Below are 14,481 nucleotides of genomic sequence, written 5' to 3'. Positions count from 1 at the left end.
TTGGCTCAGGCGCGCGCCGCCAGTCCGAAGGCCGCGATCAGGGCCGGGTCCTTCACCCCGGGCGCGCTTTCGACGCCCGAGGAGACGTCGACCTGCCGCGCGCCGGTCAGGCGCACCGCCTCGGCCACGTTCGCGGGGGTCAGGCCGCCGGCCAGCATCCACGGCACCGGCCAGCGCCGGTTCGCGATCAGCCGCCAGTCGAAGGGCACGCCGTTGCCGCCGGGCAGGGGCGCCCCCTTCGGCGCCTTGGCATCGACGAGGATCTGGTCGGCCACGGGGGCGTAAAGTTCCAGTTTCGCGAGGTCGGCCTCTTCGGCGATGCCCACCGCCTTCATCACCGGCAGGCCATAGCGGGTGCGGACCTCGGCCACCCGCTCGGGGGGTTCCGTGCCGTGAAGCTGCAACATGTCGAGGGGGACCGTCTTCAGGATCGCGTCCAGTTCGGCATCGGTCGCGTTCACCGTCAGCGCCACCTTGGCCAGCCCCGGGGGGGCCTCGATCGCGATGTCGCGGGCCAGCTCGGCGCCGATGTTGCGCGGCGATTTGGCAAAGAAGACAAGGCCCATGTAGGCCGCGCCGGCGGCGTGGACGGCGGCGACATCTTCGGGGCGGGTCAGGCCGCAGATCTTGACACGGGTGCTCATGGGAAGGGGTTTAGGGCGTGGGGGAGGGTTTGGGAAGGGGTGGCGGCTGTGGCCTCCTGCTTGAAGGGCCAGTGCCTTCTCAGTCCAGAGCGCGAGGCCCGCGCCGAGCCCCGTGGAAGGACGAGCTGACCCGGCTCGAGGCGCGGCGAAGCCGCAGGGCAAGCGCGGGTCAGTCCAGGCGGGTCGTAGGCGTGCCTCCGGCACGACCGGACCGGCGCTGACCCCACTTTCGTTCAGAGAGAAGGCAGGGCCTGGTCGGCGCCGTAGGGTGCGTTGAAACGTACCTTATGGCGCTCTCAGTAATGCGGCGGTTTCTGGTCGGCCAGCGGGATGGTTCCGCCCGCCTCGTACTCGCGCTCGGCCTCGCGCTCGATCATCAGGGCAAGGCGCCGTGTCAGCAGGTCGATCTCGCGGCTCTGGCGGGCGACGACCTCCGACAGGTCCTCGACCGTGCGGGCGAGATACGCCATCTGTTCCTCGATCTCGTCCATCGTCGCCATCGCGGGCCTCCTGTGTCAGGGCCGGGACCATAGCCGCCGCGAGCCGCAGAGCCAAGCCGCCGCCTTGCCCTGCAGCCCCCCTTCGGCTAGATCACCCGCGACTGTCCAGGTAGGCGAGACGAGACGATGGCGAAGGACAAGGGGCCCAAGGGGCAAAGGCGCCCGCGGGCCGAGACGCCCAAGGGCTTCCGCGACTATTTCGGCGCGGATGTGACCGAACGCAAGGAAATGCTCGACAAGATCGCCGCCGTCTACCATCGCTACGGCTTCGATCCGCTGGAAACCTCGGCGGTGGAGACGGTCGAGGCACTGGGCAAGTTCCTGCCCGACGTCGACCGCCCGAACGAGGGGGTCTTTGCCTGGCAGGAAGAGGCCGAGAGCGACAAGCCCGGCGACTGGCTGGCGCTGCGCTACGACATGACGGCGCCGCTGGCGCGTGTGGCCGCGCAGTTCCGCAACGATCTGCCGAACCCCTACCGGCGCTACGCCATGGGCCCCGTCTGGCGCAACGAGAAACCCGGCCCGGGCCGGTTCCGCCAGTTCTATCAATGCGATGCCGATACCGTGGGCGCGCCGTCGGTGGCTGCGGATGCCGAGATCTGCGCCATGCTCTCGGACGCGCTGGAAGAGGTCGGCATTCCGCGCGGCGACTACATCGTGCGGATCAACAACCGGAAAGTGTTGAACGGCGTGATGGAAGTGGCGGGCGTCCTCGATCCTGCCGATCCGGCGAAGTTCGAGGCCGAGCGCGGGATTGTCCTGCGCGCCATCGACAAGCTGGACCGGCTGGGCGACGCGGGCGTCCGTGCGCTCTTGGGCGAGGGGCGCAAGGACGACAGCGGCGACTATACCAAGGGCGCGGGGCTTTCGGAGGCGCAGGCTGATGTGGTCATGGGCTTCATGGACGCCAAGCGCGCGGACGGGGCGGCCACCTGTGCCCGGCTGCGCGAGCTGGTCACCGGATCGACCATGGGGACCGAGGGCGTCGACGAACTTGAAACCATTGCCGCGCTGCTGGACGCCCAGGGCTACGGCCCCGACCGCATCGTCATCGACCCCTCGGTCGTGCGGGGCCTGGGCTATTACACCGGCCCGGTCTTTGAGGCAGAGCTCACCTTCGAGATCCTCGACGAGAAGGGGCGGCCGCGGCAGTTTGGCTCGGTCGCGGGCGGGGGGCGCTACGACGATCTCGTCAAGCGGTTCACCGGGCAGGCGGTGCCGGCGACCGGCGTGTCGATCGGCGTCGACCGGCTGCTTGCCGCCCTGCGTGCCAAGGGCCGGATCGGCAGCGAAACCCGGGGCCCGGTCGTCGTGACCGTGATGGATCGCGATCGGATGGCCGATTACATGGGCATGGTTGCGGATCTGCGAAATGCGGGCATCCGGGCCGAGGTCTACCTGGGCAACCCAAAGAACTTCGGCAACCAGCTCAAGTATGCCGACAAGCGCGGGGCGCCGGTCGCCGTGATCCAGGGTGGGGACGAGGCGGCGCGCGGCGTGGTGCAGGTCAAGGATCTGGTCCTCGGCGCGAAGATCGCGGCCAGTGCCAGCCTGGAGGAATGGAAGGACCAGCCGGCGCAGACCGAGGTGGCGCGCGCCGATCTGGTTGCCACCGTCCGCCGCATGCTGGAGGGCTGAGATGCCCGCCCGCGACATGGACATCCCCGCCGACACCCTTCCCGAAAGGGCGGCCGTCCGGGCCGAGGCCGCGCGCCTTCTGGAGCGTTTCCTTGCCGCGGGGGCGCAGCCGGTCGAGACCGAGATCCTGCAGCCCGCCGGCACGCTTCTCGATCTCTACGGCGAGGATATCCGCGCCCGCGCCTATGTCACCGCCGATCCGCTGGAAGGCGAGATGATGCTGCGCCCCGACTTCACCGTGCCGGTGGTGCAGATGCACATGGCCGGCGGGGCCGAACCCGCGCGCTATGCCTATGCCGGCGAGGTGTTTCGCCGGCAGGAACATCACGGTGCCCGGGCCCGGGAATACTTTCAGGCGGGGTTCGAGCTTTTCGCCCGGGACGATACCGAAGCCGCGGATGCCGAGGTCTTCGCCCTCTTCGCCGAGATGCTGGCGCCGCTGGGGCTGCGCGCGGCTACCGGCGACATCGGCATCCTGCGCGCGGCTGTCGAGGGGCTGTCGACCAGCCCGGCGCGCAAGGCCGCGCTGCTGCGCCATATCTGGCGGCCGCGGCGGTTCCGGGCGCTGCTTGACCGTTTCGGCGGACGGGTGCCGCCGAACGAGACCCGCAAGCGGCTGATCGCCAGCCTTGGCCATGCCACGCCCGAGGAGCTGATGGCCTCGGCCGGGCCGATGATCGGCCTGCGCGAGCCGGGCGAGATCGCGGCGCGGGCACGGGCGCTTGCCCAGGATGCCGCCGAGCCGCCGCTCTCGGGTTCCGAGGTCGAGACGCTGGACGATGTGCTCGGGCTGCGCGGCACGGCGCCGGTGGCGCTGGCGCATCTGCGCGACGTGGCCGTCGACCTGCCGGCGATCGGTGGCGCGGTCGAACGCCTTGCGCGTCGACTCGATGCGCTGGCCGCGCGCGGGATCGACGTCGAGACGCTGGAATTCGAGGCCAGCCACGGCCGTTCCACCCTCGAATATTACGACGGCTTCGTCTTCTCGTTCGTCGCCGAGGCCCGGCCCGACCTGCCGCCGGTCGCCACCGGCGGACGCTACGACGCGCTGACCCGGGTGCTGGGGCAGGGCCGCGAGATCCCGGCGGTCGGCGGCGTGATCCGCCCCGGCCTCGTCGTGGCGCTCAGGGAGGGCATCGCATGAGCCTGAAGATCGGGGTGCCCTCGAAGGGCCGGCTGATGGAGAAGACCTTCGACTGGTTCGGGGCGCGTGGCGTGCAGATGGCGCGCACGGGGTCGGATCGGGAATACGCCGCCCGGGTCGAGGGCGCCGAGGGGGTCGAGATGGTCCTTCTGTCGGCGGGCGAGATCCCGCGGGAACTGGCGGCGGGGCGGATTCACCTTGGCGTCACCGGGTCGGACCTGGTGCGCGAGAAGCTGGCCGACTGGGACCGCGAGGTGGTGGAACTGGCGCGGCTGGGCTTCGGCCATGCCGACCTGATCCTTGCCGTGCCGGCCTGCTGGATCGACGTCGACACGCTGGAGGATCTGGACGGCGCGGCCTCGGCCTTCCGGGCGGCGCATGGCCATCGCCTTCGGATCGCGACCAAGTATCACCGGCTGGTGCGCGAGTTCCTGCGCGATGTGGGCGTCGCCGATTATCAGCTGGTCGACAGCCAGGGCGCGACCGAGGGCACCGTTAAGAACCTTACCGCCGAGGCGATCGCCGACATCACCTCGACCGGCGAGACGCTGCGCGCGAACCACCTGAAGATCCTGTCGGACGGGGTGATCCACCGCAGCCAGGCCACGCTGTACATGTCGCGCCGCGCCGATTGGGACACCGGCGAGACCGGGGGCGCCCGGGCGGTGCTCGCGTCGCTGGCCGACCGGCTCGACCTGGACCTGCCGGGACGGGAGTGACCGGGGAAGGGCAGGGCCGCCGCCGCGGTCTGCCCCGCAGGCCCGCCGCTCAGGCGGGGGGCTGCCAGTCGACCCAGCGGCCGTGGAAATCCGCCCGCCCGAGCGCGATCGTGGTGCCGTCGGGCGTCGCGCCATCCCAGAGCGTCAGGGTGACCCCGGCGCCGGGCTGGGCGGCGTCCGCTTCCATCCCCAGATGCGCTAGCGGCGCCTCCGGCGTGGCACGCGCGCCGGCGCGGGCCAGCGCGGCGCTTGCGCGGTCTTTCGTCTCCTGCGGGAAGTACTGCCAGGCGATGGTGTGGCATACGAGGTGCAGCCGGCCGGGGTGCACCTCGGCCAGCCGGTCCGCAAGCCAGGCGGCGGCGTCGCCCCGGTCGACCTGCGGTTTCAGCCGCGCGGCCTCGGCCAGGGCGAGGTCGGTCCGGGCCAGCCGGTCGGCCTGGTCGGCCCAGGTGTAGGCCATCAGCCGCAGCCGGTCGGCCACAGGGTCGAGCGGGTTGAGATCGACCCCGCGCCGCGCCGCGATCTCCGGGGCGGCCTCGGCCGGGGGGCGGCCGCGCCATTCCGGCGCAAGTTCCAGCACCGGGTCGGGCGGCGCGATCCGCACGCTGCCCGCTACCAGTGCGTAGCGGTCCCAGATCAGGTTGAGGCCGGCACTGGCACCCAGCTCCGACAGCACCAGCGGCAGCCCCAGCCGCGCCGTCAGCCACGCCCCCGCCGCGATCAGCACGGCGGAGCGGCGCACCTCGTTGGTTTGCGGCGGGCTGTCGAGCCAGAGCTGCACCGCCGCCTCGTGGCGGGTCAGCGCGTCGGACACGGCACCCCAGAGTGCCCCGTCATCGCCGGGGGCTGCGTATTGGGCGGCGAGTCGGTCGTCCTGTCCGCTCAGCACAAGGGCATGCAGGGCACCGGCCAGGCGCAGCGGCAGTGAATGCCCGCGCGATGTGATGTCGCCCTGCCAGGCGAACAGCCGGTCTGTCACCGGCGTTCCGGGGCGCAGCCTGTCGGCGGCCAGCCGCAGGAGCCGCGCGGTGAAGGGCGACCCGAGCGCATCGCAGGACATGGCCTGATCGCGCAGCGCCTCCGGCAGGGCCATCATTTGAAGTGATCCTTCAGCTTCTGAAGCGGGCTACGTGCATCTTCGGTGGCGGCAGGCGCGGCCTTCGGTGTGTCCTGCGGGACGCCCTGCGGGGCGGCGGCCGTCTTGCCGCCGCCCGTGCCGCCGGAGGAGCGTGGCGGCGCGGTGCGCAGGCTGACCGCGTTCATGAAGCGCGCGGCATCGCCTTCGGCCAGCGCTGGCGCCCCGTCCGAGATGCCGCGCAGGAGATCGTCGAGCCACCCCTCGTCCGCCTTGGCGAAATCGTGCAGCACGTAGCCTGCGACCCGATCCTTGTGGCCGGGATGGCCGATGCCCATGCGCACCCGCCCATAAGCCTCGCCCACGTGCTGGTGGATGGAGCGGAGCCCGTTGTGTCCGGCATGCCCGCCACCCTGCTTCACCCGGCACTTGCCGGGGGCCAGATCGAGCTCGTCATGAAACACCACGAGGTCGGCTGGGGTAAGCTTGTAGAAGCGCAGCGCCTCGCCCACCGACTGGCCAGAGAGGTTCATGAAGGTCGCGGGCTTGAGCAGGATCACCTTTTCCGTGCCCAGCCGGCCCTCGGACACCTCACCCTGGAATCGCGCGCGCCAGGGCGCGAAGCCGTGGTCTTCGGCGATCCGGTCGAGGGCCATGAAACCGATGTTGTGGCGGTTGCCGGCGTATTTCGCGCCGGGATTGCCGAGGCCTGCGAAAAGGCGCATGGGCGGGCTCCTGTGCCATGTCCGTCGCCGCTCTGTGTGGCGCAAGCAGGGGGAAAAGGCCAGAGGAGGGGGAGAGAGGCGCGCCGGAAGCTCCGATTCCAGGGCTTGACTTGGAGTGCGCTCGAACCCCTAGGCTCCGGGGCGTCTTGATGAGAAAGCGGGCCGGATGAAGATCGGGGAACTTGCGAAACGCAGCGGATTGTCGACACATACCATCCGGTATTACGAGCGGATCGGGCTTCTGCCCGTGGCCGATCGCGATGCCGGGGGGCGGCGCGACTACGACGCGGAGATCCTTGCGTGGATCGAATTCCTCGACCGGCTGAAGACCACGGGCATGCCGATCCGCGATATGCTGCGCTACGCCGCGCTGCGCGCGGCGGGCGATGCGACGATGGCCGCCCGCCGGGAACAGCTTGAGGCACATCGCGACGCGGTGCGCGCCCGGGTGGCCGAGCTGCAGGCCTGCCTTCTCGTCCTCGACACCAAGATCGACGGTTACGTCGAGGCAGAGGAAAGGATGCAGACCCATGAACATGACACCCGAAACACCGGACGGGACGCCGCCGAGTGACACCCGGCTGGCGCGTGGCCAACGCGCGCTGGCCGCGATCGACGGGCAGGCCGGGCAGAACGTCATCGACGCGCTGGACGACATCGCGCCGGACTTCGCCACCTACCTGTTCGAATTTCCCTTCGGCGACATCTATTCCCGCCCCGGCCTTTCGCTGCGCGACAGGGAACTGGCCACGGTGGCGATGCTGGCGGCCATGGGCACGGCCCAGCCGCAGCTGAAGGTCCATCTGGAGGCGGCGCTGAACGTGGGGCTGTCGAAGGATGAGATCACCGAGGTGCTGATGCAGACGGCGGTCTACGCAGGCTTTCCCGCGGCGCTGAACGGCCTTTTCGCGGCGAAGGAAATCTTTGCCCACCACCCCGGAACGGCGCCCTGACCGGCGCAAACGAAAAGCGCGGCCCCCTTGCGGGGACCGCGCCTCGATCGGTCGGACCTATGGGCCGCGGGGCTCAGCCCTCGGCGGCGTCGGTCTCTTCGCCTTCACCGGCTTCCTCGGCATCCGAGGCGCGCAGGCCCGAAGGCGCCGCGATGTTGGCGATCACGAAGTTGCGGTCGATCGTCGGCTTCGCGCCTTCCGGCAGCTTGACGTCGCCGATGTGGATGACGTCGCCGATCACCTTGCCGGTCAGGTCGACGGTGATGTGATCCGGGATATCGCCCGCGGTCACTTCCAGCTCGACTTCGGGGCGCACCACGACGAGGGTGCCGCCGCGCTTCAGGCCCGGTGCCGCTTCGTGGTTCTCGAAGGTCACGTGGATGAACAGGTTGATCCGCGAGGTCCGGTGCAGGCGCATGAAGTCGACATGCGTCGGCAGGTCCTTGACCACGTCGCGCTGAACGCCGCGGCAGATCACGCGGACGTCGTCCTGGCCCGGCACCTTCAGGTTGAAGAGCGTCGACAGGAAGCGGCCGGCCTTGAGGCGGGTCAGCAGCGGGTTAAATGCGAGGTTGATCGGAAGCGGATCGGTGCCGCCGCCATAAACGATACCGGGTACGTAGCCCTCACGACGAGCTTGACGAGCGGCCCCCTTGCCTGTCCCCGTCCGTACCTCGGCGTTAAGATCAGGGATCTTGCCAGCCATAAGAGGTCTCCATTGGTCAAAATGATGGCCATCCTCCAAGGGTGCATGGCCACGAAGCCGTCCCCATAGGGCAGATTCGCACCGAAGGCAAAGGAAAAGCGCAGTGGCCGGCCGGGGCGCGGGCGACGCGATGGGGGCGCCTGAAGGAGGGCCCGGAAGAAAGCCAAGGGACACAGGGAAAAGCCAAGGGGCCCCCGCGCGGAGAGCCCCTTTTCGTGTTCCGGTACTGGTGCCGCCGCGTCGGCGGCTGCCGGGTCAGAGCCCGGAATAGAGCGGGAAGCGCGCGCAGAGTTCGGCCACCTCGGCGCGGACCTTCGCCTCGACCTCGGCGTTGCCCGCGTCGCCGTTGGCGGCAAGGCCGTCGGTCACTTCGACGATCCAGTCGGCGATCTGGCGGAACTCAGGTTCCATGAAGCCGCGGGTGGTACCCGCCGGGGTGCCCAGACGGATGCCCGAGGTGACGAAGGGTTTTTCCGGGTCGAACGGCACGCCGTTCTTGTTGCAGGTGATGTGGGCGCGGCCCAGGGCGGCCTCGGTCGCCTTGCCGGTGACCTTCTTCGGGCGCAGGTCGGCCAGCATCAGGTGGTTGTCGGTGCCGCCCGACACGATGTCGATCCCGCCCTTCATCAGTTGATCGGCCATCGCCTGAGCGTTCTTCACCACTTGCGCGGCGTAATCCTTGAACGACGGATCCAGCGCTTCCTTGAAGGCCACGGCCTTGGCCGCGATCACGTGCATCAGCGGGCCGCCCTGCAGGCCCGGGAAGACCGCCGAGTTGATCTTTTTCGCGATGTCGGGGTTGTTGGTCAGCACCATGCCCCCACGCGGACCGCGGAGCGACTTGTGCGTGGTCGTGGTCACCACGTCGGCATGCGGCAGCGGCGAGGGATGCGCACCGCCGGCCACGAGGCCCGCGATATGGGCCATGTCGACCATCAGATACGCCCCCACCTCGTCGGCGATGGCGCGGAAGGCCTTCCAGTCCCAGACCCGGCTGTAGGCGGTGCCACCGGCAAGGATCAGCTTCGGCTTGTGCTCAAGCGCCTTGGCGCGGATCTCTTCCATGTCCAGCAGCTGGTCCTGCGCGCGCACGCCGTAGGACACCACGTTGAACCACTTGCCCGACATGTTCACCGGCGAGCCGTGCGTCAGGTGCCCGCCCGAATTCAGATCGAGGCCCATGAACGTGTCGCCCGGCTGCAGGAGCGCCAGGAACACCGCCTGGTTCATCTGAGAGCCCGAGTTCGGCTGCACGTTGGCGAATTCGCAGCCGAACAGCTCCTTGGCACGCTCGATCGCCAGCGTCTCGACGATGTCCACGTACTGGCAGCCGCCGTAGTAGCGCTTGCCCGGGTAGCCCTCGGCATACTTGTTGGTCAGGACCGAACCCTGCGCCTCGAGCACGGCCGAGGAGACGATGTTCTCCGACGCGATCAGCTCGATCTCGTCACGCTGGCGGCCCAGCTCCTGGCGGATGGCGCCGAAGATCTCGGCATCGCGGGTCGAGAGGGCTTCGGTGAAGAAGCCGGGGTCACGCTTGGCTTGGGTGTTCATGGCAATCTCCTGAGGCAGGGTGCGGGTCGAGGGCTGTTTAGCCCAACCGTCGCCGCCGAAAAAGCCCGTAAGCGACGCGTTTCCACATCGGGGCGGCGGGTGGGCCACGAATGGTGCGGTCATGGGCCCGGCAGGGCGGGCTTGTGTTTCCCCCGGTCGCGGGTGACAACAGGCCCCGTGATGCGCCCGGCGGTGTTCTAGGGGCGCAGAGGAGGCAGGCGGCATGCGGCGCAAGATCGCTTTCATGGCAAGCCACGGAGAGGTGGCGCAGGCGGCCCTTACCCGTCTGGTGGCGCGCTATGGTACCGTTCCCGAGGACGAGGCCGAGGTGATCGTGGCGCTTGGCGGCGACGGGTTCATGCTGCACACGCTGCATGCGACGGAAACCTCTCCGCTGCCAGTCTACGGGATGAACTGCGGCACCGTCGGCTTCCTGATGAACGAATATTCCGAGGACGACCTGCACGCCCGGCTGGAAGCGGCCGAGGAAGAGGTGATCAACCCGCTGCGCATGACGGCGGCCTGCGCCGACGGATCGACCCGGGACCTGCTGGCGATCAACGAGGTGTCCTTGCTGCGGGGCGGGCCGCAGGCGGCGAAGCTGCGGATCAGCGTCGACGGCAAGGTGCGGCTGGAACCGCTGGTCTGCGACGGCGCGCTGGTGTCGACGCCGGCCGGGTCGACCGCCTACAACTATTCGGCGCACGGACCGATCCTGCCGATCGGATCCGAGGTGCTGGCGCTGACCGCGGTGGCGCCGTTCCGTCCCCGGCGCTGGCGCGGGGCGATCCTGCCCAAGCGCGCCGTGGTCCGTTTCGACGTGCTGGAGCCGCAGAAACGCCCGGTGATGGCCGAGGGCGACGGGCGTAGCGTGCGCGATGTGCGCTGGGTCGAGGTCCGGTCGGAACCCACGATCAGTCACCGCATCCTGTTCGACCCGGGGCACGGGCTGGAAGAGCGCCTGCTGCGCGAACAATTCGTCTGAGGGCCGTGGCGCCGCCCGGGCGCAAGGGAACCCCCGAACTACTCCGCCGCCTCGCGTTCCTGGCGCCAGCCCTCGAGCTTGCGGTAGAGCGTGGAGGGCGACACCTCGAGCAGGCGCGCAGCCTTGGGCACCGAGCCGTCGCAACGCGCCAGCGTCGCCTCGATCACGATCTGCTCGATCTCTGCCAGCGGCCGTCCGATCAGGTCGTCGGAGTGCAACTCCGCCGGGCGCGCCACGCCGCTTGGCCCGATGCCGCGCAGGTCGGCAGGCAGCATTGCCTCGGTCACCACGCTGCCCTCGGCGTTCAGCACCACGACGTTGCGCAGTACGTTCAGAAGCTGGCGGACGTTGCCGGGCCAGGGAAGATCGCGAAAGCACGATTTTACCCCGGGCGACAGGGCGGTGAAGCCGCGCCCCTCTTCCACGGAATAGCGCGCCAGAACGGTTTCGGCGATGGTGATCACGTCCTCGCCGCGGTCGCGCAGGGGCGGCATGTGGATCGGCACGACATGGAGGCGGTAGTACAGGTCTTCGCGGAAACGACCGGCGCGGACGGCCTCCAGCGGGTCGCGGTTTGTGGCGCAGACGATCCGCACGTCGACCTTGCGCGGCTTGGTCGCCCCCACCGGCGTGACGGTGGAGGTTTGCAGGAAGCGCAGGAGCTTGGTCTGAAGTGCAAGATCCATCTCGCAGATCTCGTCGAGGAACAGCGTACCGCCGTCGGCGGCCGTCGCGGCCCCCGGCTTGTCGGCGATGGCGCCGGTGAAAGAACCCTTGAGATGACCGAAGACCTCGCTTTCCAGCAGATCCGACGGGATCGCGCCGCAGTTCAGCGCGATGAACGGGCCCGCAGCGCGGCCCGACAGGTCGTGGATCGCCTGGGCGCAAAGCTCCTTGCCGGTTCCGCTTTCGCCAGTGATGAAGACGGTGGCCATCGACGGCGCGACCGAGCGGATGGTGGCATAGACCCGTTCCATCGCCGGGGAGGTGCCGATCAGGTCGCCGGGCGGGCCGGGAACCTCGGCCGTCGTGGCGGCCCCCGTCACGGGGGCGGGGAACTGGCTCAGCGCGGTCGACACCGCGGCCACGAGGCGCTTTCCATCGAACGGCTTGACCAGGAATTCCTGCGCCCCGGCGCGCATCGCCGCCACCGCCTTGCTGATCGAGCCGTTGGCGGTGATCACGATCACCCGAACCGCCGGATCTTCGCGCAGCATGTCCTGCAACAGGTCCAGCCCGTCGCGGTCGGGCAGCATGAGGTCGAGGATGACGACGCGGGGCCGGGTGGCGCGAAAAGCCTGCCAGCCGTCCGCCGCCGTCACCGCCCCCGTGACCTTGTGCCCCTCGAGCGTCAGCAGCGTCTCGTAGAGAAGCTGCAGCGGCGGGGTATCCTCGATCAGCAGGATGGGGGCGGGGGCGGTCATGCTCTGTCCTCTGTCGCGGCGAACAGGGATCCGCAGTATGACACGGCAAGGTCAAGCCGGGATTTCGTCGTGCCGCCCCGGTTGGAGCGTTTCGGGGTCTTGTCCTGTCGGTTCGTCGCGTGAGGCATGGCTCTGGCTGCTGGGCCGCCGGTGCCGGAGGGCCGGCAGGCGGGTTTTGCTTGGTTTCCCGCGAGGATACGCGAAACCGCGGGGCGCGCCAACTCGCACCGCGGGGGAGATGGTGATCGCGTCAGGGTTGACCCTGGCCCCCGTCGTCACCGGGGGACTTGTGCCGTGGGGAAAACCTTTGGACGTCAAGCCTTTGCGTAGCCGAGCCCCTGCAAGGCGCTGCGGATCTCGTCGAGGATGGCGGGATCGTCGATCGTCGCCGGGGTCTTGAACGGCTGCGAATCGGCGATCTTGACCATGGTCGCGCGCAGGATCTTGCCCGAGCGGGTCTTGGGCAGCCGATCCACCACGCAGGCAAGCTTGAACGCCGCCACCGGGCCGATTTGCTGACGCACGAGGCCCACGCATTCGCGGATGATCTCGTCCTCGGGGCGGTTGGTCCCCTTGTTGAGGCACAGGAACCCCAGCGGCAGCTGACCCTTCAGATCGTCGGCCACGCCGATCACCGCGCATTCGGCAACGTCCTGGTGCGAGGCCAGAACCTCCTCCATCGCGCCGGTGGACAGGCGGTGGCCGGCCACGTTGATGACGTCGTCGGTGCGCGCCATGATGTAGAGATAGCCGTCCTCGTCGATATAGCCCGCGTCGCCAGTCTCGTAATAGCCCGGGAAGTGCTCCAGATACGCCTTGCGGAACCGCGCCTCGGCGTTCCACAGCGTGGGCAGGGTGCCGGGCGGCAGCGGCAGCTTGATCGCGATCGCGCCCAGCTCTCCGGTCTTCATCTGCTGGCCGCCCTCGTCGAGGATCTGCACGTCCCACCCCGGCAGCGGCACCGACGGCGAGCCGAGCTTGACCGGAAGTTCCTCGATCCCCAGCGGGTTCGCGACGATGGGCCAGCCGGTCTCGGTCTGCCACCAATGGTCGATCACCGGGACCTTGAGGACGTTCTGCGCCCAGACGACGGTGTCCGGATCGGCCCGTTCGCCCGCGAGATAGAGCGCCCGGAGGCTGGACAGATCGTATTTCGCGACCAGCTCGCCCTTGGGATCCTCGCGCTTGATGGCGCGAAAGGCGGTGGGGGCGGTGAAGAAGCTGGCGACCTTGTGGTCCTGGATCACGCGCCAGAAGGTGCCGGCATCGGGCGTGCCCACGGGTTTCCCCTCGAACACGATGGTGGTGTTGCCGTGAATCAGGGGCCCGTAGGCGATGTAGCTGTGTCCCACGACCCAGCCCACGTCCGAGGCGGCCCAGAACACCTCTCCCGGGTCGACGCCGTAGACGTTCTTCATGGTCCAGTTCAGTGCGACGATGTGGCCCGCGGTGGGGCGTACCACGCCCTTCGGCTGGCCTGTCGTGCCCGAGGTGTAGAGGATATAGGCCGGGTGGTCGCCCTCCACCGGCACGCATTCCGCCGGGGTGGCGCCGTACTGGAAGGTGTGCCAGCCGTAATCGCGGCCCTCGATCATCTTCGCCACTTCCTGCTCGCGCTGCAGGATGACGCAGAACTCGGGCTTGTGTTGCGATTGCTCGATCGCGGCATCGAGGAGCGGCTTGTAATGCACGATGCGCCCCGGCTCGATCCCGCAGGAGGCGGCGAGGATGGCCTTTGGTTTCGCGTCGTCGATCCGCACGGCCAGCTCGTGCGCGGCGAATCCGCCGAACACGACCGAGTGGATCGCGCCCAGCCGGGCGCAGGCCAGCATCGCCTCGATCGCCTCGGGCACCATGGGCATGTAGATGATCACCCGATCACCCTTTTCCACGCCCTTGGCGCGCAACGCGCCGGCAAGGGTGGCCACGCGATTGCGCAGCTCGGAGAAGGTTATCTTGTGGGTGCGGCCGGTGATCGGGCTGTCGTAGATCAGCGCGTATTGCGGGCCACGGCCCGCCTCGACATGGCGGTCGACCGCGTTCCAGCAGGCATTCACCTTGCCGTCCCTGAACCATTCGTAGAGGGGCGCGTTCTCGTCCCAGAGCGCTTTCGAGGGCTTCTCGACCCAGTCGATCGCCTCGGCCTGCTCCATCCAGAAGGCTTCCGGATCGGCCTTCCAGCGCGCGTAGACGTCTTTGTAACTCATGCTGCCTCCTCCTTGCGTGCCGGCCGGGCGACTCCTCTTCGCCCGGGCCTGCGCATACTTGTTAGGAAGGCCTTGCCGCCCGCGCAAGTTTGCTGCGGGGGCGTTACCGCTCACGTCGCGGGAAATTTGCAGAAAGTTTCCGGGAGGGGGCGGTGGAATTTGCAAAGCGGCGAAGATTATGCCGGCGATCGCCAACACCTGGCGACC

The 14,481-nt window shown here is 69.0% G+C and carries 14 protein-coding genes; 6 read left to right on the top strand and 8 right to left on the bottom strand.

What is annotated here, in order from left to right:
* Positions 1-5: 5 nt before the first annotated feature.
* Positions 6-644 (bottom strand): phosphoribosylanthranilate isomerase, encoded by a 639-nt coding sequence (locus CVV76_RS13200; protein WP_102225123.1) that lies wholly within the window; start codon positions 642-644, stop codon positions 6-8.
* A gap of 296 nt (positions 645-940) precedes the next feature.
* On the bottom strand, positions 941-1,144 hold the full coding sequence (locus tag CVV76_RS13195) for a SlyX family protein (RefSeq protein ID WP_332888544.1): 204 nt from the start codon (positions 1,142-1,144) through the stop codon (positions 941-943).
* 126 nt (positions 1,145-1,270) lie between these two features.
* Here CVV76_RS13195 and hisS point away from each other — a divergent pair, with 126 nt between their 5' ends.
* From hisS to hisG, 3 genes are read left to right on the top strand one after another with little or no spacing between them, the layout of a single operon-like run.
* Entirely contained in the window at positions 1,271-2,782 is a 1,512-nt protein-coding gene (hisS, locus tag CVV76_RS13190) for a histidine--tRNA ligase (RefSeq protein WP_102225122.1), read from the top strand.
* Position 2,783: 1 nt separating this feature from the next.
* Positions 2,784-3,926, top strand: coding sequence for an ATP phosphoribosyltransferase regulatory subunit (locus tag CVV76_RS13185; protein WP_233192863.1), 1,143 nt, complete (start codon positions 2,784-2,786; stop codon positions 3,924-3,926).
* Positions 3,923-4,645 carry an ATP phosphoribosyltransferase gene (hisG, locus tag CVV76_RS13180; protein WP_102225121.1) on the top strand — a complete coding sequence of 241 codons (723 nt, stop codon included), beginning with the start codon at positions 3,923-3,925 and terminating at the stop codon, positions 4,643-4,645. Before CVV76_RS13185 ends, hisG begins: the two co-directional genes overlap by 4 nt.
* A gap of 49 nt (positions 4,646-4,694) precedes the next feature.
* Here the strand turns inward: hisG and CVV76_RS13175 are convergent, their stop codons facing one another.
* Positions 4,695-5,741 carry a DUF2332 domain-containing protein gene (locus CVV76_RS13175; RefSeq protein WP_102225120.1) on the bottom strand — a complete coding sequence of 349 codons (1,047 nt, stop codon included), beginning with the start codon at positions 5,739-5,741 and terminating at the stop codon, positions 4,695-4,697.
* Positions 5,738-6,445, bottom strand: a complete 708-nt coding sequence (gene pth / locus CVV76_RS13170) for an aminoacyl-tRNA hydrolase (protein WP_102225119.1) — start codon at positions 6,443-6,445, stop codon at positions 5,738-5,740. The genes CVV76_RS13175 and pth overlap by 4 nt, the downstream gene beginning before the upstream one ends.
* 166 nt (positions 6,446-6,611) lie before the next feature.
* On the opposite strand from pth, the gene CVV76_RS13165 reads away from it, so the two are divergent.
* Both CVV76_RS13165 and CVV76_RS13160 read left to right on the top strand, forming a co-directional pair.
* The gene (locus CVV76_RS13165) at positions 6,612-7,019 is read left to right on the top strand and encodes a MerR family transcriptional regulator (RefSeq protein WP_102225118.1); all 408 of its coding nucleotides are present in this window, start codon (positions 6,612-6,614) and stop codon (positions 7,017-7,019) included.
* Positions 6,976-7,398, top strand: a complete 423-nt coding sequence (locus CVV76_RS13160) for a carboxymuconolactone decarboxylase family protein (RefSeq protein WP_233192861.1) — start codon at positions 6,976-6,978, stop codon at positions 7,396-7,398. The genes CVV76_RS13165 and CVV76_RS13160 overlap by 44 nt, the downstream gene beginning before the upstream one ends.
* Before the next feature lie 73 nt (positions 7,399-7,471).
* Here the strand turns inward: CVV76_RS13160 and CVV76_RS13155 are convergent, their stop codons facing one another.
* Both CVV76_RS13155 and glyA read right to left on the bottom strand, forming a co-directional pair.
* Positions 7,472-8,104, bottom strand: a complete 633-nt coding sequence (locus CVV76_RS13155; protein ID WP_102225117.1) for a 50S ribosomal protein L25/general stress protein Ctc — start codon at positions 8,102-8,104, stop codon at positions 7,472-7,474.
* Positions 8,105-8,359: 255 nt separating this feature from the next.
* Positions 8,360-9,658 carry a serine hydroxymethyltransferase gene (glyA, locus tag CVV76_RS13150; protein ID WP_102225116.1) on the bottom strand — a complete coding sequence of 433 codons (1,299 nt, stop codon included), beginning with the start codon at positions 9,656-9,658 and terminating at the stop codon, positions 8,360-8,362.
* 223 nt (positions 9,659-9,881) lie between these two features.
* Here glyA and CVV76_RS13145 point away from each other — a divergent pair, with 223 nt between their 5' ends.
* Entirely contained in the window at positions 9,882-10,643 is a 762-nt protein-coding gene (locus CVV76_RS13145) for an NAD kinase (RefSeq protein WP_102225115.1), read from the top strand.
* A gap of 38 nt (positions 10,644-10,681) precedes the next feature.
* Here CVV76_RS13145 and CVV76_RS13140 read toward each other — a convergent pair whose 3' ends face one another.
* Positions 10,682-12,067 carry a sigma-54-dependent transcriptional regulator gene (locus tag CVV76_RS13140; protein WP_102225114.1) on the bottom strand — a complete coding sequence of 462 codons (1,386 nt, stop codon included), beginning with the start codon at positions 12,065-12,067 and terminating at the stop codon, positions 10,682-10,684.
* A 314-nt stretch (positions 12,068-12,381) separates the two neighbouring features.
* Positions 12,382-14,274 (bottom strand): propionate-CoA ligase PrpE, encoded by a 1,893-nt coding sequence (gene prpE / locus CVV76_RS13135; RefSeq protein ID WP_102225113.1) that lies wholly within the window; start codon positions 14,272-14,274, stop codon positions 12,382-12,384.
* Positions 14,275-14,481: the final 207 nt, after the last annotated feature.

Source organism: Acidimangrovimonas sediminis (assembly GCF_002871005.1).
In the GTDB taxonomy this organism is placed as follows: Bacteria; Pseudomonadota; Alphaproteobacteria; order Rhodobacterales; family Rhodobacteraceae; genus Acidimangrovimonas; species Acidimangrovimonas sediminis.
This window is presented reverse-complemented; position numbering and strand designations above follow the sequence as displayed.

Coding starts and splice junctions, on each gene's coding strand:
- CVV76_RS13160 (WP_233192861.1), top strand. CDS start 6,976: ATGAACATGACACCCGAAACACCGGACGGGACGCCGCCGAGTGACACC.
- pth (WP_102225119.1), bottom strand. CDS start 6,445: ATGCGCCTTTTCGCAGGCCTCGGCAATCCCGGCGCGAAATACGCCGGC.
- glyA (WP_102225116.1), bottom strand. CDS start 9,658: ATGAACACCCAAGCCAAGCGTGACCCCGGCTTCTTCACCGAAGCCCTC.
- hisS (WP_102225122.1), top strand. CDS start 1,271: ATGGCGAAGGACAAGGGGCCCAAGGGGCAAAGGCGCCCGCGGGCCGAG.
- CVV76_RS13185 (WP_233192863.1), top strand. CDS start 2,784: ATGCCCGCCCGCGACATGGACATCCCCGCCGACACCCTTCCCGAAAGG.
- CVV76_RS13200 (WP_102225123.1), bottom strand. CDS start 644: ATGAGCACCCGTGTCAAGATCTGCGGCCTGACCCGCCCCGAAGATGTC.
- hisG (WP_102225121.1), top strand. CDS start 3,923: ATGAGCCTGAAGATCGGGGTGCCCTCGAAGGGCCGGCTGATGGAGAAG.
- CVV76_RS13165 (WP_102225118.1), top strand. CDS start 6,612: ATGAAGATCGGGGAACTTGCGAAACGCAGCGGATTGTCGACACATACC.
- CVV76_RS13175 (WP_102225120.1), bottom strand. CDS start 5,741: ATGATGGCCCTGCCGGAGGCGCTGCGCGATCAGGCCATGTCCTGCGAT.
- CVV76_RS13145 (WP_102225115.1), top strand. CDS start 9,882: ATGCGGCGCAAGATCGCTTTCATGGCAAGCCACGGAGAGGTGGCGCAG.
- CVV76_RS13195 (WP_332888544.1), bottom strand. CDS start 1,144: ATGGCGACGATGGACGAGATCGAGGAACAGATGGCGTATCTCGCCCGC.
- prpE (WP_102225113.1), bottom strand. CDS start 14,274: ATGAGTTACAAAGACGTCTACGCGCGCTGGAAGGCCGATCCGGAAGCC.
- CVV76_RS13155 (WP_102225117.1), bottom strand. CDS start 8,104: ATGGCTGGCAAGATCCCTGATCTTAACGCCGAGGTACGGACGGGGACA.
- CVV76_RS13140 (WP_102225114.1), bottom strand. CDS start 12,067: ATGACCGCCCCCGCCCCCATCCTGCTGATCGAGGATACCCCGCCGCTG.